Here is a 21,111-nt window from a genome sequence, read left to right on the forward strand (position 1 = left end):
ATGGGTCGCATCAGCTACGGGGCATAGAAATCTATAAGGGCCGACCCATCTTCTATGGACTTGGTAATTTTTTCGAAAACGACCTCGGGACCCCGTCCGGCGCCGACATGTTCGACGAATATGCTAAGGACCCACGAGTTGACACGGACGCGTGGCGAGGAAACATCTGGACCGCAACCAAACGCATCTGTGCAACGTCTTGAAGCTGGTCAGATCTGCAAACGTCAAGGTCCGTACGAGTCGGCAAGTGCCCCATCTGGAAACAAGATGGTACCGCCTCCGACTTTATATTGGCGAACGCGTTGGCAGGTGACGCACAGTTGCAGTGCTTTTGGAACAAATCGGGCGAAACGAAGTGCAGATCAAAGATGTCTTGTTGGTACCTGGCAACGGTGCATTTTTCTTATGACGATCAGGACGCCATTAAGTCCGGTGCAATCCAAAACGGCTTCATTTATGTCGGCCCACCGAGAACGCCTGGGTTCAGCGTCGGGCTTGTCCTTGCCGACGACACAGTCGTTTGGGCGACATGATGAACGTCCAGTACTCTGGGGCCGGGGGACGAGACCCTCTGTTCGACACCAGCCAGGTCTCAAATTTGACGTCGCGCGTTGTCACGTCGCGGCTTCTCGATGTCGATGAGTCGCAATATCTTGATGCCTGCTTTAAAGTTTTCGAGCCTGTCGAACATCAGGCGACTACCTCTCGCGATTGAGTATGGCGTCAGCCAAGCGCTCCTTCGGGCAGAGGCTCATCTTCACCGTACGTCGATGGCTGAGATCGTATGCAATGAATTCAACCTATCGCTGCCGACGCGGAGGGTTCCGACCTACTGCCAGAGTGGCGATGCTCGGGAAATCAACCTCGACAAGATGATTCTCAAAGCGGTGGATGTGCTTCCCCACGGCCTGATCAACTCACGGCAGAAATTCGGCGTGGACGGGCAGACCTTCATGGAGTTCGTGAAGTGGGTTGCGGCGCGCACGCGCGAAATCCGCCACGCGGGCTATCAGCCGGTGCTGCATTTCGATGTGTGTGGCTGGATCGGCCAGGAAATCGGCCTGGCGCCGCAAAGCATTGCCGACCTTATCTGCAAGGTTGCCGAGAGCGTTCCGGGTTTCACTCTCAACATCGAGTTTCCTGCGGATTTTGGTTCGACGCAAGCTCAAATTGAGAACTACGCCGAGATCGTATCGATTTTGGACAGCCGGGCTTCCAACGCTAGCATTGTCGTAGACGAGAGGTGCGATACGCTTGAGGATATCCGGCTCTTTGCCGAAGCGAAGGCCGCCCATCTCGCCCAAATCAAGACCCCCGATGTCGGCTCAATTGCCGATACGGCGCGCGCCGTTCTCATCCGCAAGGCGACTAAGGTAGGGGCATATGTGGGGGGAAGCTGTACCGAAACGGATCTCTCCGCTCAAGCTTCTGTCCACGTCTCGGTGGCAACCCAAGCGGACATGATGCTCGCAAAGCCAGGAATGGGTGTCGACGAGGCATTTTCCATCGGTGGGAGCGAACAAAACCAGTTGCTCGCGATCCTGAACCGTCGAGCAACTGAAAATGTTGGGTGAAAAGCGCGGTGTGTCACCAATGCAGAATAGCCTTGAGGGGATCACAGTTGTTGCGATGGAGCAGGCTGTGGCCGCTGGGAGGCGAAAGTAATAGACGCCGTCGGCCCAGTCGGCGACGACATCGTAATTCCGAAGACTGCCTCTGCGTCTTTTTGCATCGTATCTGTTCCTGTCCTTCACGCCGCCCATGGGACCGTTCAAGTGCGCGTCGCCTGTTTCGAGGATCGTACGGAAGCGGTTGCGGCATGCGGGATCGAACTTGGGCGGGTCGGAGGTGCGCATCTTCTGCGCCACAGCATTGCCACCCAGCTTGTCAGGCAGCGAAGGCCGATCAAGGAGGTCGCCGATCTTCTCGGGCACCGCAGCATCAATACAACGGCGCTGTACGTAAAGGTCGCGACCTCGCAGCTCGCCGAGGTCGCACTCCCCTTTCGGGGAGACGTCGCATGACGGCCTTCGCCCGATTCCTCGGCGAGAAGGCCGAGCGGTATATCGAGTTGCGGCACTCCCTCAGCTACGCCTTCAGCAAGCAAGCCGGCACGTTGCGGGCTTTCGTCCGCTACGTTGAGCGCGCTCAGCCGATGCCCCCGCCACCGAGCGATGGCGCTGGATTTCACCTTATCGTTCGGCGGCGCCGCCACAGGCTATTTTCTGTCGAACTGCTCCCGTCGCGACCTGCGCTGCGCCGGACGCGCTGATGGAACCATAGGCTGAGTGCCGAGGCTGCGGTAGGCACCCAACACCGTTTCCGCGCATCCACCAGGTGGGACGCGACCGGTCATGAGATGCAATCCAAATCCATCTCGTTAGTAGATGCCGACAATATGGAAACGGCATTTGACGCACGCCGCCGGGTAGGTGATCCTCCACTGAACGTCGATACAAAGTGGAGGCTCCTTCGCGTCTGGTCGGCACATTCTGTTCGCTGAACGATCCGATAAAACAACGATGACGAACCAACCTGCGGACGCCCGTGGGGGCTGACATGTTCGCCCTCTACGGACCCACGAACAAAACGCCGAATTCCTGCGGTAAGGCAGGCCAACTCGCTCGCCCGCCCTTTTGGAACTGTTATTTTTGAGGAAGTGGGCAGGGGGCATCCCTGGGGTATCGACGCGCAATTCGGGGCCCGCATAACACCGGCAATCGCCGCGTCATGGTTCATGTGAACGCATGTATCTGGACGACGAGCCTGGGCATAAAGGGAGGACACAATGAACAACTGGCTACTCACTCGCCGCACAGTTGCGAAAGCAATGCTGCTAGGATCAGCGGCGCCGTGGATTATGAATTCAAAGGCGTTCGCCTCATCGTGCAGCGATCACATCGTGCGGGTCGGCGGGACTTTCGCGCCCGACACGATGAACCCCTTTGCCACCTGGAGTTCGAACTGGCCGTTATCGATGTCTTATGACATGCTAGTCGGCGTGGACGCCCAGCGCCACCCTGACCGGAAGGGCTTTGCCAAGGAGTGGTCCGTTGGAGATGACAACCTCACTTGGACCTTCAAGATATGGCCGGGCATGAGATGGTCGGACGGCCAGCCTGCCACGGCCAGAGATGCCGCATTCACCTACAACTACTTGCTCGGCTCCAAGGGCAAGCCCGACGAGTTGAACGTCGGTACTAACAGTACTGACGGTATGCAGAACGTCGAGTCCGTCGCGACCATCGACGACGAGACTCTGCAAATGGTGACCAAGGTCCCCACTCAATGGCCGATTGACAATGTGATTCTGATTGTTCCCGAGCACATCTGGAAGGACGTCAGCTATGCCGATGCGCGTGGGACATTCCGCAATGATCCGCCGCTGGTAGGCACGGGTCCGATGATCGTTTCGGAGTTCCAGCAAGGCCAGTTTGCCCGTTTCCAGCCGAACCCGTATTTCCGCACTGGGCAGCCGGCGGCAGCTGGCATGATCATGCGCTTCTTCGATACCGCCGATCCCATTGCCCAAGGTCTAAAGAGTGGCAGCCTCGATTATGGCCTCAGCCTGACTACTGCTCAATGGGCCGATCTTTCGAAGGATCCCGACATCGTGGTCGGTCAACAGCGCACTGAGCAGCGCAATTACCTGGCCTTCAACACGATCTCCGGGAAGGGGGCAGGTAGCACCAAGGCGCTTCAGGATCCGGCATTTCGCGATGCGATTGGCTATGCGATAGACCAGAAGACCATAATCGATCGCGCCATGCGCGGCCACGCTGACCCTGGCGTTGGTCTCGTCATGCCGGTAGCGAGTGATTATTATTCGGACCTGAAAGATATCAGGCGTCATTTCGATCTTGCCGAGGCGGGTCGCCGGCTTGACGCCGCCGGCTATCGGGACGCCAACGGCGACGGCGTCCGGGAGGACAAGGAGGGAGCGAGCTTCCATCTGGAGCTGATTACAGGGACCTCGTCGGGTACTCTTGAAATGCCGATCTCGGCCATACAGCTTATCGCGGGCTGGTTGGGGCAAATCGGCATACCTGTCACGGTGATCCAGATCGACTCCGGCGCACTCCAAGCCCGCTACGCAGCTCCGGCGAAGGGTGGCGGAGGCTGGGATCTGGTGGTTTCTGGGACTTGGATGTCTCCCACGTCTTACGATCTGCTCGCCTTAGGCAGCAGCAAGCTCGTCGGCAGCCAAAACAGATCGTACTGGACAAACGACGAATTCGACAAGCTCATGGCTGAAGCCGAAGTTACAGTCGACCTCAAGAAGAGCCAGGAACTGGTCGATCAGGCGGCGCGTCTCATTTACATCGAAGCGCCATATATCATGCTGTGTTACCCCTTGGTCCTCGAGGCCCGTCGCAAGGATTGTTTTAGCGGTTGGGGGACGCAGGACATCATGTCGATGTGGGGCTACTTTCCGTTCGATCGCCTAAGGCCCCTCTAAGATGGTTTCCAATAAGACGGGAGGCGGGGCTAGCCGGCGCACTGCTAGCATTCTCCTTCGAGCGGCGGTGACGCTTCTGATGGTGGCGACGCTGAACTTCATCCTGTTCAGGGTCATTCCGGGCGATCCTTCCGCGCTTCTGCTTAGTGGGGCACGCATCAGCGTGACCCCTGAACAGATCGAGGCGCAGCGCCAAAACTGGGGCCTCGACCGGCCTCTGTTCCCGGATCAGGTGGTCGACTATTTATCGGCAACTCTGCATGGCGATTTGGGCTACAGCTTCAAGTTCAGGGGTAGGCATGTCGCTGACCTGATCTTGGAGCGTTTGCCGGCTACCATCGCCTTGGTCGGCCTTGCACAATTCATCGCCATTCTGTGCGGTGTTATGCTTGGCCTATATGCGGGCTGGCGAAGAGGAGGAGCCGTCGACCATATCGCCACTGGAGCCTCTCTGGCACTCTACTCTACGCCATCTTTCTGGCTTGGGATGCTCATGGTGGTAATTTTCAGTACGTCACTGGGCTGGTTTCCGGGCTACGGTGCATACTCTCCCGGGGCGATCACCGGGTCCATTGATTCATTGCTCGATTACTTGAGGCATCTCGCGCTTCCGGTCACCGTGGTGGCCCTTGGACTGATTGGCCAATACGTCGTGGTCGCTCGTGCAGCGATGAGCGACGTTGTCACCGAGGACTACATGGTGACCGCACGGGCCAAAGGACTCTCCAACGGTCAGATGCTGATGCGACATGCATTTCGCAATGCAATGCTGCCGGTCGTGACTCTCGTGACGCTGAACCTTGGTTACGTGGTGGCCGGTGCCATAACCGTCGAAGCCGTATTCACCTGGCCCGGGATCGGCGGCCTGACGGTGGAGGCGCTCAATGCACGGGACTATCCAGTCCTTCAAGGAGTATTCCTGTTGCTCGGTGCCTCGATTGTTCTCGCAAACCTCGTAGCCGATCTTGCCTACGGCCTTCTAGATCCGCGAGTCCGGCGATGAGCGACGGTATTGTTCGATCTTCCCCGCGAGGCCGGGCGCGCGCGATAAAAGGCTTTCTGCGTCAATTTCTTAGCTATGGCGGCGCTCAGGTGGGCCTCGTATGTCTGGTATTCTTTCTTGTTGTGGCAGCGATGCCCAATATTCTGGCGGGGCCGCTTCAGACAGCGATCAATGCAACCGGCGATTTCCTCGTACCCCCATCAGGCGAGCATCTGCTCGGCACGGACGAAGTCGGGCGAGACGTGCTCAATCTGGTCGTCCATGGTGCCCGGATCTCGCTTACGATTGCACTACTGGCGACTGTGATCAGCCTCGTCGTCGGAACCACGGTCGGAATGACGGCAGGTTACTTTGGCGGCTGGGTTGACGTCTGGCTGATGCGCTTGACTGATTTCTTCTTCGTTGTTCCGTCCTTCGTGCTGGCGCTGGTCATTACACCCGTGGTTCTCGAGGTGATGGGGCGCGGCGGGGATATCCTCGGCTTTCGTCCTTCTCTTTTCGTGATCATTGTCGTTATCGGCATGACGAGCTGGGCGTTCGTCGCACGTATCGTCCGCAGCCAGACACTGTCACTCAAAGAGCGAACATTCATCGATCGCGCGCGCGTTGCGGGCAGCAGCAATCTGAGCATCATGATGCGGCACATCCTGCCCAATCTCGCGCCGCAAATAGCAGCCAATGGTGCCCTGGTCGTCGCCGGCGCAATCTATGTCGAGACGTCGCTCTCGTTCCTCGGTCTGGGCGATCCGCTGCAGCCTTCATGGGGTACTTTGCTTTCGCTCGCCCAGCGCGCCGGCGCGGCGAGCGCTGGAGCCTGGTGGTACCTCGGTGCTCCCGGTCTGTGCGTACTCACGGTTTCCCTTAGCTTCGTCCTGATTGGCAATGCCCTCGACGACACGTTCAATCCACGGCGGAGGGTTATCCCATGACAAACTCCTCCCAGGAGAAGGCTCCGCTTCTGGAAGTCAACGGGCTCTCTGTCGACTATGGGCTCGAGGGCGTTTCATCGCGTGCGATCGACAGCGTGAGCTTCGCGCTCCGGGCCGGAGAGGCCGTTGGCCTCGTCGGAGAGTCGGGCAGCGGGAAGACCACGACTGCAATGGCGATCGCGGGTCTGCTATCACCCAACGCGCGGGTCAGCAGCGGCGAGGTGCGTTATCGCGGAGAGCGACTGCCGATCGACGATGATGCGGCGATGCGGCCACATCGCTGGAGCGAAACTTCCGTTGTCTTCCAGGGGGCAATGAATGCGCTTAATCCTGTTCACCGCATCATCAAGCAGATCGCCGAGCCTTGTATGCTGAAGCTCGGCATGTCGCGTGGTGAGGCGACCCAGCGGGCAAGAGAACTGCTAGAGCTCGTCGGCATTCCCGCGGATCGCGGCGCTGCCTATCCCCAGGAGTTGTCGGGCGGTATGCGTCAAAGGGTGATGATTGCCATGGCGCTCGCATGTCGCCCCTCGATCATCATTGGTGACGAGCCCACCACGGCGCTGGACGTCATAACACAGGCCCAAATTCTGAAGCTGCTGGGTGAGTTGCGATCGAGACTTAACCTTGCCCTGATTTTGATCACTCACGACCTGTCTGTGGTGGCCGAGTCTTGTGATCGCGTTATGATCATGTACGCCGGCCGGATCGTCGAGGATGGCGCTGTCGCCGAGATCTTCGCCCAGCCTAAGCACCCGTACACGAGACTGCTGATCGACTCGATCCCGAACCCGGCGAGCGGCAAAAAGATGATCCGGCCAATACCCGGTGATCCCCCCAACTTAGTGAATCGACCTTCAGGCTGCGCCTTCCATCCGCGTTGCCCGTCGGCCATGGGGATTTGCGCGACCGAAGTCCCCAGCCTCGATAAGTTCGGGCGGGAACGCGTCGCCTGTCACCTTCACCGGTCCTTGCAAGAAGACAAGGTCGCAGCTCATGCCTAACAGCGCCGATATCCTGCGACTTGAGAGCCTGCAGGTCCATTTTCCTATCCAGGGCGGTGCGTTCGACCGTGTCCTGGGTCGACCTGCTGGCGCCGTGCGCGCGGTGGACGGGGTCGACCTCAATGTCGGGCGCGGTGAGATCGTCGCCCTGGTCGGGGAATCAGGAAGTGGCAAGACGACGGTGGGCCGCGTCATCACCAAACTTGCCCAGCCGACAGGCGGCAGGTTGCTGTTCGATGGCCGCGACATGACATCGGAGCGAGGCTCCTCGGCCCTGCGTCCTTACCGCCATCGCGTACAGATGATCTTCCAGGACGCGTATCAGGCCCTCAACCCGCGACACACCGTGTTCCACATTGTGGCAGAGCCGTTGCGCTCCCTGCGGCTGGTCGAGAACCATGCCCAACTCACGGAACGGGTCAGCGAAGCGCTTGCGGCGGCTGGACTCAATCCTCCCGATGATTTCTTCGCCCGCTTTCCACACGAGCTATCTGGTGGGCAGCGCCAGCGCGTCGTGATTGCCGGAGCGCTTGCTGTGAAGCCGGCTCTCATCGTCGCTGACGAACCTGTGTCGATGCTCGATGTCTCGATACGTGCACAGATTCTTCAGGTTCTGGTTGATCTGCGCGACAAGCACAATATGGCGCTGCTGTTCATCACCCACGACCTGCCTCTTGCCTGGTTGATCGCCGACAGGATTGCCGTCTTGTATCTTGGAAGGTTGGTCGAGATCGGTAGCGCCAAGGACATCACGTTCAACCCACGCCATCCGTATACTGTTGCTTTGCGTAACGCGACGCCGCAGATTGGCGGCAACGCAGGTCGCGGCGAACTTCCGGCCCTGCAAGGAGAGGTGCCCAGTGCCGCCCGCATACCGACGGGCTGCCGCTTCCATCCGCGTTGCCCACTCGCCTTCGATCGCTGTCGGCAGGAGGAACCGCCGGCTATCGACGTAGGGCCAAAGCACATTGCCGCCTGCTGGCTGGCGACATGACACCCTCCGGCCGCGTCAAATGATTCGGCCTGCCTGCGCAGTTCTCCCCGCTGAGTTTGAATGCCGTCGTTGCTAGGAACAATCAAACTAAGGCTGAATCAATGAAACTAAACGAGTACGCAGGATACGACGCAACCGGTTTGGCAGCCCTGGTTAATAAAGGGGAAGTGACTGCTTTGGAACTGACGCGCTTGGCGCGCCAAGCCCATGACAAGGTGAATCCACGCATCAATGCCGTTATCGAATTCTACGAAGATGCTGAGACGGTTGCTGGTGCGGATGAAGGGCTCTTCAATGGTGTGCCGTTCCTTCGCAAGGATCTTGGAGCCACCGAAGCGGGCCGTCTTCAGGAAAAGGGAAGCCGTTTGTTCAAAGGCTACCGTCCCAACACCGATAGCTTTTACTTTCGTCGCGCTCGGGATGCCGGGCTTCGAACAGTCGGAAGAACAACAACACCAGAACTTGGCATGTCCGATATGACCGAAACGCTTCTCAATGGCATCACCCGTAATCCATGGGATTTGAATCGTTCGGCAGGGGGCTCTTCGGGAGGGGCTGCGGCGGCAGTGGCTGCTGGTATTACGCCAATCGCACAGGGCGGCGACGGCGGGGGGTCGATTCGCAATCCTGCGTCATGGTGTGGTGTGGTCGGGCTGAACCCTTCCCGCGGTCGGATTTCTGGTGGCCCGGACAGACAGGATCCGTCGTTCGGTCTATCTAGGCCTTTTGTTCTATGTCGGACCGTGCGCGACATGGCTGCTGCGCTGGACGTCTTTTCCGGTTCCGAGCCCGGGGACCCATTCATCATCGTTCAGCCGAACCGTCCTTATCTGGACGAGCTTGCACAACCCACAGGTCATCTGCGGGTCGGGGTGGCCAGGACGAAGTGGGGTCCGGTTGATCTGGAGCCAGAAGTTCTACGGGCGATCGACTCGACCGCCTCGCTTCTCGAGGAAATGGGACACTCGGTGACCGAGATCGAGCCACCGTTCAAATTCGAAGAATTAACGAAAATAATGCTCGGTTTGACAGACCTCGGGGCATACTCGCTCGAAACCGCGGCGCGGGCTTTGGGCCGCACCATCAGCGCGGACACCTTAGAGCCGGTCAATCTTAAGCTTTATGAACGTGGGCGGAATCTACCTATATCAACCGCGGCAGAGGTGCATGAAGCCATCCGGCGAATGCGGTTTAATGTAGGCGAGGCAATCCAAACCTTTGATATTCTCTTGACACCGACAATGTCGACCGTCGCCCGCCCGCATGGTGGCATCTTCACTTTGACCAACGAGGCAATCTCCGGAGATGAATTTATTGAAGCGGGCTTTGCGGAGTGTGGTCACCTAGGTGTATTCAATGTCACTGGACAACCTTCCGTATCTTTGCCTCTCACGCAGAGTGCCCAGGGATTGCCAATCGGCCTTCAGATCGTCGGCCGCTTTGGCGATGAAGCTACACTGGTCCGTATTGTACGTGACCTGGAAGAGGCTCGGCCTTGGACTGATCGGCAACCGAAAATGGCGATTGGGGCAACTAACTAACTAACTAACTAACTCTTACATCTGTCAAGTTTCACCATGCGCCCTCCACCGGCGACAGGATGACCGTGGATGGCGGCACAAGGAACGCCTTTGTAGTTTTTCGATGTAATGACGGCCTTCATGGATTCTTTGTGCACTCGGCAAGGACCTGCGAGTGCCTGACACCGATCTTTGCGCGCGATGGCCATCGCGGGTTTGCTATCACCCAACGTGCGGGTAAGCGAGGGCGAGGTACGCTATCGGGGAGATCGACTGCCGATCTATGACGATGCGGCGATGCGGCCACATCGCTGGAGCGAAACCTCCGTTGTTTTCCAAGGCGCGATGAATGCGCTTAATCCTGTTCACCGCTCCAAAGATTACAACGTTTCATAGTAGAATAAGGGATACCCGCAATGAGGCTTAGTGAATACGTAGAGTGCGATGCGACCGGTTTGGCCTCTCTCGTGCGCACCGGCGAAGTGACCGCCGCGGAACTGACGCGTTTGGCCCGGCAGGCCCACGATGAGGTCAATCCACGCATCAATGCCGTTATCGAATTCTACGAAGATGCTGAGACGGTTGCTGGCGCGGATGAAGGGCTCTTCAATGGTGTGCCGTTCCTTCGCAAGGATCTTGGAGTCACGGAAGCTGGCCGTCTTCAGGAAAAGGGAAGCCGTCTGTTCAAAGGCTACCGTCCCGATATCGAAAGCTACTTTTTTCGCCGGGCGCGGAAGGCTGGGCTCCGAACTGTCGGAAGAACTACAACACCGGAGTTTGGAAATTCAGGTATGACCGAAACGATTCTGAATGGCATCACCTGTAATCCATGGGACTTGAACCGCTCCGTAGGGGGCTCTTCGGGAGGGGCTGCGGCGGCAGTCGCCGCTGGCATCACTCCAATCGCACATGGCAGCGACGGGGGCGGCTCTATACGGCAACCAGCAGCTTGGTGCGGCGTTGTTGGTCTGAACCCGTCCCGAGGACGCATTTCTGGAGGCCCGGACGGAGAGGACTCATCGTTTGGCCTGTCTCGAACGTTTATTGTTTGTCGGACTGTGCGCGATGTGGCCGCCGCGTTAGACGTCTTTTCCGGCCCCCACCCAGGCGACCCATTTATCATCGTCCAGCCGTGCCGCCCTTATCTTGAGGAGCTTTCGCAATCCACCGGTCACCTCCGGGTTGGGGTTGCGAGAACGAAGTGGGGCCCCGTCGACATCGATCCGGAAATTGTGCAGGCGGTGGAATCGACCGCCTCACTTCTAGAGGAAATGGGTCACTCGGTGACGGACATCGAACCGCCGTTCAAATTTGAAGATTTAACGACCATGGTGCTCGGGTTGTCAGATCTTGGGGCAAGCGAACTCGATACCGCGGCGCGCGCCATGGGGCGCATCATCTGCGCGGACACTTTGGAGCCAGTCAATCTAAAGCTTTATGAACGAGGCCGGAATCGGCCTATATCAGTTTGGGCAGAAACGGATGGGGCTGTCCGGCGAATGAGACGCAATATTGGCGAGGCATTCCATGCCTTCGACGTTCTTCTGACCCCGACTATGACGACCGTGGCTCGGCTACATAGCGGCGTCTACACTCTGACTAACGAGACAATCTCCGTAGAAGAATTTATTGAGGCGGACTTTCGGGAGGGCGGTCACTTACCGATATTCAATGTCACTGGACAACCCTCCGTGTCTTTGCCTTTGGCACAAAGTGCCAGTGGGCTTCCTATCGGCCTTCAGATCGTTGGCCGCTTTGGGGACGAGGCCACACTACTTCGTGTTGCACGCGATCTAGAGGAAGCCAGACCATGGAGCCCCCGACGTCCAGACGTTCTAGCTGGAAAACAGCCGACGGCGACCTAAGAATGCGGGTCCGAGGCTGTCGTAAGCCTCGTCGGCGAGCAGCTTCTCGATCGGTCCAACGCCGAGACATCAGGCGCAACGCCGATTTCGCTCCGCTGCGATTTGTGCGTCGATGTGAGTTGCCTTTGACTGCCCATATGCGGGCTGGTGGGCGAAACGATGCAGCCCGATGCCAACGTGTCTGCGATTGCGCGCCGCAGCGGCATGTCGCCGGGCAACTGTTCAGCTGAAAACGGCAGGCGCTCAGGCGGATGGCCGATCTTGAGGAGACGAGGACAACCTGTTGACCACCCACGCTAGTCGCCACAGCGCGATTTCTTAATGAAGGAGCTGGAGCGATAGCGGTTGTCTGGGGCAGGCCATCTGAAAACGCGATGGCACTGTCCGGAACACTATATTGGCGAACTCAACGCACAATGATGCATACTTCACGGGCAAAGAGCCGAGCTGCATCCGCCCGTCAACGCGGTCCGAAAAAGAATCGAGCGAAGTAAAATGCAGATAAAAGACGTCCTTCTTGCGCCTGGCAACGGCTCATTTTTCTATGACGACCAAGCAGCGATCAGGTCCGGCGCCGTGCAGGACGGTCTTGTCTATGTGGGCAAACCCGTCACGCCCGACTTTAAGTCCATTCGCGTTCCGGCATCTTCCCTGAGCGTCGGGCTTGTGCTTGCCGACGACACGGTTGTTTGGGGCGACATGATGGGCGTTCAGTATTCTGGTGCTGGCGGACGTGACCCTCTCTTCGACACCAATCAAATCTCGGATCTGACCTTGCGGGTCATGGTGCCACGGCTCCTGGATGTCGATGTATCTCGTTTCCTTGACGCATGCGGGAAGGTTCTTGAGCCTCACGAACATGAGCGGCTACCTCTCGCGATTGAATACGGCGTCAGTCAGGCGCTGCTTCGAGCTGCGGCTCACCTCCGGCGAAGGACCATGGCAGAGGTCGTATGCGCTGAATTTGATCTGCCGCTACCGACGCGCCGCGTCCCGATTTACTGCCAGAGCGGCGGCGATGCTCGCGAAATCAACGTCGACAAAATGATACTGAAGGCCGTGGATGTGCTTCCCCACGGCCTGATCAACTCCCAGCAGAAATTCGGCGTCAAAGGCCAGACCTTCGTGGAATTCGTGAAATGGGTTGCAGCGCGCATCCGCGAAATTGGCCGCCCAGGATATGAACCGGTTCTGCATTTCGACGTGTACGGCTGGATAGGCCTGGAAATCGGCCTGGAGCCGCAACGGATCGCTGACTTCATCTGCAAGGTTGCCGATACCGTTCCGGATTTTACGATCAACATCGAATCCCCGGCGGACTTTGGTTCTACACTAGCTCAAATTGAGAACTACGCCAAGATCGTATCGATCTTGGACAACGGGGGTTCCGGCGCGCGCATTGTCGTGGATGAGAGATGCAACACGCTTGAGGATATCCGCCACTTTGCCGAAGCGAAGGCGGCGCATCTTGTCCAAATCAAGACCCCCGACGTCGGCTCAATCGCTGAGACAGCTAGGGCTGTTTTGATCTGCAAAAAGAACAAGATCGGAGCCTACGTTGGCGGAAGCTGCACGGAAACGGACCTCTCCGCCCGGGCAACGATCCACGTGGCGGCTGCTACTCAGGCGGACATGATGCTCGCAAAGCCCGGAATGGGTGTCGACGAGGCATTCTCAATCGTTGGGAATGAACAAAACCGGTTGCTGGCGATGCTGAATCGTCGTCGGACTCAAAACGAAAACGTTAGATGAAAATTGCGGTGTGTGGCGATGCAAAACTGCCTTGAGGGGATCACCGTCGTTGCTGTGGAGCAGGCAGTGGCCGCGCCTTATGCGTCGTCTCGCCTTGCGGACGCCGGTGCCCGCGTAATCAAGATCGAACGGCTGGAAGGGGACTTTGCCCGAAACTACGACAAGTTGGTCCGGGGGCAGAGCGCTTACTTCGTCTGGCTCAACCGGGGTAAGGAGTCAGTCTGTTTGGACCTGAGGTTGGAGGCGGACCGCGAGGTCCTCGACACGCTCATTGCCGCTGCTGACGTCTTTATCCAGAATCTGAAGCCGGGCAGTATCGAAAAACTGGGTTTCGGGTCTGCGGATCTCCGTCAACGTTTTCCGCGGCTGATCACCTGCGACATCTCCGGTTTCGGGGAGAAAGGGCCGTATTCCCATCTGAAGGCTTATGATCTCATCGTCCAGGCTGAGTCAGGTTTATGTGCGATCACCGGCACCCACCAAGGGCCCGCGCGTGTAGGGGTCTCGGTTTGTGACATCTCGGCGGGCATGACAGCACACAGTGCCATTCTTCAGGCGCTCTATCACCGCGAGGTCACCGGCGAAGGGACCAGCATTCAGGTATCACTGTTCGACGCCATCGCCGACTGGATGAACGTGCCGGTTCTGCAAAACGACTATAGCGACTACCTCACGGTACGCGCGGGCGTGAAACACCCGTCGCTCGCGCCGTATGGCGCATATCGTTGCGCCGATGGCAAAGACGTCATCTTTTCGGTTCAGAATGAGCGCGAATGGATGAATTTCTGCGAGAAATTTCTGAAGCGGCCGGAGCTTACACGCGCATCTGCTTTTGCCGATAATATGGAGCGCCTCAGTCACCGTGCGCAACTCGATGAGATTATTGACAGGCGGTTTTCTGAACTATCCTGCCACGAAGCAATGCAGGAGCTTGAGGCGGCCGGTTTGGCATATGGCCGACTAAACGAAGTGGCGGATGTTTCAAGGCATCCACACATTCGCAGGGTGCAGGTTGGAACACCGGAAGGAACTGTCGATACGATAGCACCGGCGGCGATTTTCAACTCTCGGCGCCCCTCGCTGCGCCCAGTTCCGGCTCTTGGCGCTCATACGGAGACTGTCCGAGAAGAGGTTCTGGGGATTTTGCGCGAAAGAGCCGCGTCAGCGTGAGCGGGCGTCTCGGAAGGGTGTGTGCGCTCGAGACGTACAGGGAGTGTGGATATGTCGGGTCATCTCAGCGCATCGGGCATCCAGAAAGCTCACTGCCACCGTCCTCGCCACGATCGATCGCAGAGGCGACTCCATGATCATGGACACTTTTCCGCCAGTTGAAAGCGCGATGTCTGTTCCCCGCTGGAGATCCCTGCTCTTCGTACCCGCTCACGTTCCGCGCTTTGTGGAGGCTGCCCATGAGCGCGGGGCGGACGGCGTCATTCTCGACCTGGAGGACTCTGTTCCGCAGGATCAGAAGGGCGAAGCACGGAAGCAGCTTCCTGCATGCGTTGCAAAGGTGGGCCGGAAGGGTAAATCGGTTTTGGTCCGCGTGAATCGTGGTTTGCGCGCCTTGGCGGCTGATCTCGATGCAGCCGTAATGGCGGGTGTTACCGCACTGGTGCTTCCGAAGACGGATTCGGCAGAGTGGGTAATAGAGACCGCCAATGCGGTTTCGGAATTTGAACGAGAAAGAAATCTTCCGCTGGGACGCATCCGGTTCCTTGCCCAGATCGAGACCCCGGCCGCCTTGGAAAGGCTCGCAGCTATTGCATCGGCGCATCCCAGGATGATCGCAATGGCGCTCGGTCCCGAAGACTTCAGTGCCGCTGTTGGCGGTGCCCCGGAATTCGACCTTCTGTTGGGGCCGAACCTTTCTGTTCTGTTTGCCGCCCGTGCGGCCGGCTTGCTGCCGCTAGGCTTCATAGGAAGTATCGGCGAGTTCTTTGACACGCATAAACTCCGTGAAGCCGCGGTGCACGCGCGTCGGCTTGGCTTTGCCGGAGCTTTGGCGATCCATCCGACACAGGTGGCCATATTCAATGAGGCTTTCTCGCCAAGCGCACAGGAAATCGAGTGGGCCCATCGTGTTGTTGCGGCGGAAAATGATGCCGCGGCGCGGGGCAGAGGTGCTTTCGCCTTGGACGGAAAGATGGTCGATGCACCGGTCATTCGAAGGGCTCGTGAAATCATCGCCATGGGCACGAAAGCCGAGCTGGGCGTTTGATTCCTTACCAACTGATGAGACCTGACGGGAGGACACGCCTCGCCCGTTGATTGCCGCGACAATCGGCGTGGCACAGTTATTGCTGTCGCGCCATCACATTTCGAGATAGATTACATCAATTGCAGTTCGCCCTCGGAAGAGTACCGTGGAAATCAGGCAGCTAAGATACTTCGTCGGCGTGGTCGAAGCAGGCAGTTTCACGAAGGCCGCTGGCTTCCTTAATGTCGCCCAGAGTGCGCTGAGCCTGCATGTGCGTCAACTGGAGGAAGGCTTCGGCACTCAGCTGCTGATACGCGACAGGACCGGCGTGAGCGTGACGGCGTCGGGAGCCAAACTGCTCGAGCGGGCGCGGGCGATTCTCAAAGAAATTCGACTTACCGAGGCGGAATTGACCAACACAGCTGCTTCCCCTGCCGGAGAGGTGACTATTGGCATTCCGTCTGGGGCTGCTCGCGTCCTGAGCGGTCCGCTGCTTGAGGCGGTGAAAAACGAACTGCCCAAGGTGTCCCTCAAGATGGTCGAGGGTATGACGGGACCGTTGGAGGAGTGGATGGCCGCTGGACGCTTCAATCTGGCGGTTCTGTACCGCACTGCGGACAGTGTGGGGCGAATGACTGTGCTAGCGCGCGAAGACCTTTGTCTGGTAGTCCCGTCCGGTGAGCCACCGTTCCAAGATGCGATATCTCTGGCGGACCTGCATGCATTCCCGTTGGCGGTTCCCATGCGCAATAACAATGTCAGGCGTTCGGTGGCTGACGTCGTCGCACAACACGGTTGCGCGCTGGACGTCAAGTTTGAAGTGGACTCGCTCTCAACGATCATCAACATGGTCGTAGAGGGGAAAGCGCATTCTATTCTCGCCCCGTCTGCCGTTCAGAAAGAAGCCTCTCAAGGGCTGGTCCGGACGGTCAAGATCGTCGATCCGGTGATTACCCGCTCCGTGGTGCTTGCTGTAAATCCCAAAGATGAGCGTTGTGCGGCTGTTTCCGCGGTCCGCAAGCTCATTCCGAAGGTCGCCAGAGAATTGATTGAAATCCGGGGCTGGGCAGCGGTTGCTCCTGAGGCGACCTGACGACCGTTCAACCTCAAAGCTGGGGCATGACCGCTTGCGGCCATCAGGATCAGATCAATCTGGATTCCAGATGGACTTCGGCAATATTCGATATTTGACCCGCCGCGACCATCGCGATGAAACTGGCCATACGAGTGCTGTTTCGATGTCGAAACAGCACTCGTATGGCCAGAATTCAGACAAGTGGAGCCCGCGATGTCCGACGCCAGGAGCTACGAGCTTTTCATTAACGGCAAATGGCGAGCCGGTGGTAGCCGAGCCTCTTTGCCGGTGATCAACCCGGCGACGGAGAAGGTATTTGCCTCGGTGGCCTCGGCGACGGCTTCGGACTTGGATGAGGCTCTTGCTTCGGCAGAACGCAGCCGCAAGGCGTGGTCCTCACGACCTGCCAAAGAGCGTGGCGAGATCCTCGTATCTGCCGCCGGCTGTCTTGCAGAGAAGGCCGGAGTCGCAGCCAGGGACCTGTCGTCCGAACAGGGAAAAACGATTGGTGAAGCGACAGGGGAATATGCGCGCGCGGTCGAAACGCTGGAATGGAACGGCCGGCATGCCGATGAGCTGTCGGCCCCGATTCCGTTGGGCCCGAACAGGATGATCGTCCCGGAGGCGCTCGGTGTCGTTGCTGCCTTTACGCCTTGGAACTATCCGGCCGTTCTCATCGCGCGCAAGCTCGCCCCCGCGCTGGCGGCAGGCTGCCCGGTGATCCTCAAAGGGGCTGAAGAGACCCCGAGCGTGGCTGTCCATATCGTTGAATCGTTGCGCCAAGCAGGCATCCCCGACGGCGTGGTCAATCTTGTCTTCGGTGTTCCGGTGCATATATCCCGGCATCTCCTGAGTTCCCCAATCGTGAAGGTCTTGACTTTCACAGGCTCCACGGCCGTTGGAAAACAGCTGGCCACGCTCGCAGCGAACAATTTGCAGCGCTGCATCCTTGAACTCGGTGGACACTCCCCGGTTATTGTGTGCGAGGACGCGGACCTCGCAAGGGCGATACCGGCTATTTCGGAATACAAATTCGAGTGCGCGGGGCAGAGCTGCAATGCTCCCAGCAGGATTTTTGTCGCTCGGTCCCGCTATGAGGAATTTCTGTCCCGGATGACGAAGGCGGTCCGCAAGATCAGGATCGGCCTACCAGACGACGCTGCAACGGACATGGGCCCGATGGCGAACGCCCGGCGAATCGAAGCCATGCAGCGCCTGACCAAGGATGCGGTCGAACGAGGCGCCCGCATCGAGACCGGTGGCGCCCGCCTCGACCGACCGGGCTTTTACTGGCCGCCAACCATCCTGACGGACGTACCCAAGGAAGCGAGAGTGCTTCATGAAGAGCCGTTCGGACCGATCCTCACTGTGGCGCCGTTCGACGCGCTCGAGGAGGCGATTGAGGAAGCCAACGCCACCGAGTATGGTTTGGCCGCTTACTTCTTCACGGAAGCTGCCGATACACAACGAAAGCTGACCAACAGTCTTTCGGCAGGCGCTGTCAGTGTGAATTACCTGAAAGGGGTTTCCGCGGACGCCCCTTATGGGGGTGTCAAGCAGAGTGGTTACGGATATGAAGGCGGCGAGCAGGGGGTCCGAAGCTTCCAAATCCTCAAAATGGTCAACGGCCTCAGCTCATTTGGATGAATCCGGTGGGAAATAGAAGACGGACCATCGCCGGCAAGGACATCACAAGGAGCGTTGCCGACGCTCTTCAGTACATCTCGTACTACCATCCTCCAGATTACATCCGGTCTCTTACGCAGGCCTACGCGCGCGAACAGAGTCCGTCGGCAAAGAACGCAATCAGCCAAATTCTGCTGAACTCCCGCATGGCGGCCTTCGGGCGGCGGCCGATGTGCCAGGACACCGGCCTAGTGGTGGTCTTCGCCAAGGTCGGCATGGACGTCCGCATCAACTCAGCGGGCAGTTTCGCAGACCTCGTGAATGAGGGCGTCCGTCGGGCATATCTCGATCCGGACAATCCGCTTCGGGCGTCGATCGTTGCCGATCCTCTCGCCGGACGGGTCAACACCCGCGATAACACGCCGGCAGTCGTCCACGTTGACCTTGTGCAGGGTAACCAGATTGAGATTACCATTGCCGCAAAAGGCGGCGGATCGGAGAACAAGGCACGCTTTACCACCTTGAACCCCAGCGGGTCTGTTTCCGACTGGGTAGTCGATACCGTTTCGACCCTCGGCAGTGGGTGGTGTCCGCCCGGCCTGATCTCCGTTGGCATCGGTGGTAGCGCTGAAAAGGCGATGCTGCTGGCCAAGGAAGCCATGAACGACCCCATCGATATGGCGGAACTGATCGCCAGGGGGGCGTCAAGCGCAGAGGAGGGACTGCGGATTGAGCTTTATGAGCGGATCAACGCGCTTGGTATCGGCGCCCAAGGCCTTGGTGGTCTGACGACGGTCGTTGACGTCAAGGTTGCGACCTATCCTACTCATGCGGCGTCCAAGCCTGTGGCGCTCATCCCGCAATGCGCCGCCAACCGGCACCTGAAGTTTACCTTGGATGGCTCTGGACCAATCACGCTGGAGCCGCCCGATTTGCGCGCATGGCCCGACATTGGAACCGACGAATTGAGTCCAGCCGGCGTGCGAAGGGTCAACCTCGATGCGTTGACCAAGGAAGAGACGGCATCGTGGCGCTGTGGTGAAACGCTCCTTCTGTCCGGAAAGGTGCTGACAGGTCGTGACGCCGCCCACAAGCGAATGGTCGAGTTGATCGACGCCGGCAAGCCGCTTCCGTTCCATCTGCAGGGTCGCGTTATCTACTACGTTGGACCCGTCCGCGCTGTGAGAGATGAGGTGGTCGGACCGGCTGGCCCAACAACCTCCAGCCGCTTGGACGATTTTACGGACAAGCTGCTCGCCGAAACCGGGCTTTTCGCGATGGTAGGCAAAGCGGAAAGGGGACGGGCGGCCATCGAGTCGATCGTAAGATACAAAACGCCGTATCTTATCGCAGTAGGGGGGGCTGCCTACCTGATATCAAAATCGATCAAGTCAGCGCGGCTCATTGCCTTCGAAGACCTGGGCATGGAAGCAGTCTATGAATTCGAGGTGCAGGATATGCCTGTCATCATGGCTGTCGATGTTGAAGGAAATTCCATTCACAATTCCGGGCCTCTTGAGTGGCGTAAGCGCATGGCGGCCGACAGCATCGCACGCAACATCGGCGTTTGAGTCTTCCCGGTTGGATGATTTCGGCCAGACTCCAGCGCAAAATTGTTGGGCAAGCCGTAGGACGAGCGGCATTTGCGGTGCCCTGCGCCTCGGCGAGCCGGACGAGCAAGGTGTTCAATTCACCCCGAAGCTGAATGTGCCAGTGAATACTGCATTGAGTGTGCCGTCCACGCGATCGAGGCTCGAATGCTGTCGCGGCGCTCTATTAAGTACGGCAGCGGAGATTCAAGAAATGGGTTATCTATTTATCAGGACGTCCCCGACGCCGCCGACTATCCTCTCCAGCTGCATCATTGCCCCGTTAGGCGTCGGGCCGATAGCCAAAACACTTCTGCAGCTTTTCTCAGCGGATCGCTCTCCCTCAGCTGATTTTCGTACCCCATTCTGGCACATCTCGGGCCGAGAACGGCCTTTCATTACTATGTCGGTCGTTTCAATTGGTGATAGAATTGATCGGCGCACAACGCGCTGTCGATCGCTGCTTGAGAGCAACAGGTTATGAAGTCGAAACCCGATCCCGTGCAACTCGATAGTTGGGACGTCCGGATTCTCTCCGAAATTCAGGCAGACGGTCGGATTTCAAAAAGTGAGCTTGCAAAACGAGTTCATCTTTCGGCGTCGGCCTGTTCGGAGCGGCTCCGAGCACTCAAGGCCGCAGGGATTATTGAGGGATTCTACGCGCGACTGAGTCCTGCTCTCATCGGTGGCATGATCTTTGTATTGGTGGAGGTCGTGCTGGATCGCCATCGTCTTGAGGACCAACGACACTTCGAAACTGCAATCCAAGAGATTCCGGAAATCCTGGACTGCTGGGCAATTGGGGGCCGCGTCGATTATCTGATGCGGGTCGCGTCTCGTTCTATGGCCGCCTATCAGGATTTCATGGAGGGACTGCTGCAGGCAGGCTTAGGGATCGATCAATACTATAGCCTTGTCGTTACGAAACCAGTGAAGTCCAATTCACCAATACCCTTGTCCGCCCTGAGGCAACGGTAAAACCCGAAAAGCTTTAGTTTCCACGGCGTTTGGCTCGGCTCCCGTAGATTCGTCGGCAAAAAGCGTCCATTCCGACGAAACTCAAGGGACATTTGCGGTATACTAAATTCTGGAAAAGGT

At 58.2% G+C, this 21,111-nt stretch carries 16 protein-coding genes and 3 pseudogenes; all 19 read left to right on the forward strand.

Translation table 11 applies throughout. The annotated features are described in order from the left end of the window. Positions 1-152, forward strand: a pseudogene (locus AC0L28_RS18240) (CapA family protein); the annotation flags it as partial. Between the two features lie 203 nt (positions 153-355). After that, a pseudogene (locus AC0L28_RS18245) lies at positions 356-1,574 on the forward strand (methylaspartate ammonia-lyase). A gap of 201 nt (positions 1,575-1,775) precedes the next feature. Then, complete coding sequence (locus tag AC0L28_RS18250) at positions 1,776-2,024, forward strand: tyrosine-type recombinase/integrase (RefSeq protein WP_473479167.1); 249 nt, start codon at positions 1,776-1,778, stop codon at positions 2,022-2,024. Further along, on the forward strand, positions 2,021-2,272 hold the full coding sequence (locus AC0L28_RS18255) for a hypothetical protein (protein WP_473479170.1): 252 nt from the start codon (positions 2,021-2,023) through the stop codon (positions 2,270-2,272). Before AC0L28_RS18250 ends, AC0L28_RS18255 begins: the two co-directional genes overlap by 4 nt. A gap of 516 nt (positions 2,273-2,788) precedes the next feature. Next, the gene (locus AC0L28_RS18260; protein WP_473479172.1) at positions 2,789-4,459 is read left to right on the forward strand and encodes an ABC transporter substrate-binding protein; all 1,671 of its coding nucleotides are present in this window, start codon (positions 2,789-2,791) and stop codon (positions 4,457-4,459) included. A 1-nt stretch (position 4,460) separates the two neighbouring features. After that, positions 4,461-5,462 carry an ABC transporter permease gene (locus tag AC0L28_RS18265; RefSeq protein ID WP_473479175.1) on the forward strand — a complete coding sequence of 334 codons (1,002 nt, stop codon included), beginning with the start codon at positions 4,461-4,463 and terminating at the stop codon, positions 5,460-5,462. Continuing rightward, positions 5,459-6,391, forward strand: a complete 933-nt coding sequence (locus tag AC0L28_RS18270) for an ABC transporter permease (protein ID WP_473479178.1) — start codon at positions 5,459-5,461, stop codon at positions 6,389-6,391. The genes AC0L28_RS18265 and AC0L28_RS18270 overlap by 4 nt, the downstream gene beginning before the upstream one ends. After that, positions 6,388-7,395, forward strand: a complete 1,008-nt coding sequence (locus AC0L28_RS18275; protein WP_473479181.1) for an ABC transporter ATP-binding protein — start codon at positions 6,388-6,390, stop codon at positions 7,393-7,395. The genes AC0L28_RS18270 and AC0L28_RS18275 overlap by 4 nt, the downstream gene beginning before the upstream one ends. Next, positions 7,388-8,389 (forward strand): ABC transporter ATP-binding protein, encoded by a 1,002-nt coding sequence (locus AC0L28_RS18280; RefSeq protein WP_473479184.1) that lies wholly within the window; start codon positions 7,388-7,390, stop codon positions 8,387-8,389. Before AC0L28_RS18275 ends, AC0L28_RS18280 begins: the two co-directional genes overlap by 8 nt. 101 nt (positions 8,390-8,490) lie before the next feature. After that, positions 8,491-9,930, forward strand: coding sequence for an amidase (locus tag AC0L28_RS18285; protein ID WP_473479187.1), 1,440 nt, complete (start codon positions 8,491-8,493; stop codon positions 9,928-9,930). 165 nt (positions 9,931-10,095) lie between these two features. Then, positions 10,096-10,281 (forward strand): annotated as a pseudogene (locus AC0L28_RS18290) (ABC transporter ATP-binding protein); the annotation flags it as partial. 44 nt (positions 10,282-10,325) lie between these two features. After that, complete coding sequence (locus AC0L28_RS18295; protein ID WP_473479190.1) at positions 10,326-11,774, forward strand: amidase; 1,449 nt, start codon at positions 10,326-10,328, stop codon at positions 11,772-11,774. 495 nt (positions 11,775-12,269) lie between these two features. Then, on the forward strand, positions 12,270-13,526 hold the full coding sequence (locus AC0L28_RS18300) for a methylaspartate ammonia-lyase (RefSeq protein ID WP_473479193.1): 1,257 nt from the start codon (positions 12,270-12,272) through the stop codon (positions 13,524-13,526). Positions 13,527-13,544: 18 nt separating this feature from the next. Continuing rightward, a complete protein-coding gene (locus tag AC0L28_RS18305) occupies positions 13,545-14,696 on the forward strand; it encodes a CaiB/BaiF CoA transferase family protein (protein WP_473479551.1) in 1,152 nt (383 codons plus the stop codon). A 133-nt stretch (positions 14,697-14,829) separates the two neighbouring features. Beyond that, complete coding sequence (locus AC0L28_RS18310) at positions 14,830-15,744, forward strand: HpcH/HpaI aldolase/citrate lyase family protein (RefSeq protein ID WP_473479196.1); 915 nt, start codon at positions 14,830-14,832, stop codon at positions 15,742-15,744. Positions 15,745-15,889: 145 nt separating this feature from the next. Beyond that, complete coding sequence (locus AC0L28_RS18315; protein WP_473479199.1) at positions 15,890-16,816, forward strand: LysR family transcriptional regulator; 927 nt, start codon at positions 15,890-15,892, stop codon at positions 16,814-16,816. 195 nt (positions 16,817-17,011) lie between these two features. Continuing rightward, complete coding sequence (locus tag AC0L28_RS18320; protein WP_473479202.1) at positions 17,012-18,445, forward strand: NAD-dependent succinate-semialdehyde dehydrogenase; 1,434 nt, start codon at positions 17,012-17,014, stop codon at positions 18,443-18,445. Next, the gene (locus tag AC0L28_RS18325) at positions 18,442-19,995 is read left to right on the forward strand and encodes a fumarate hydratase (protein ID WP_473479205.1); all 1,554 of its coding nucleotides are present in this window, start codon (positions 18,442-18,444) and stop codon (positions 19,993-19,995) included. The genes AC0L28_RS18320 and AC0L28_RS18325 overlap by 4 nt, the downstream gene beginning before the upstream one ends. A 498-nt stretch (positions 19,996-20,493) precedes the next feature. Then, on the forward strand, positions 20,494-20,991 hold the full coding sequence (locus AC0L28_RS18330; RefSeq protein ID WP_473479208.1) for an Lrp/AsnC family transcriptional regulator: 498 nt from the start codon (positions 20,494-20,496) through the stop codon (positions 20,989-20,991). Positions 20,992-21,111: the final 120 nt, after the last annotated feature.

The sequence above is a fragment of the Mesorhizobium sp. WSM4847 genome, from assembly GCF_055811335.1.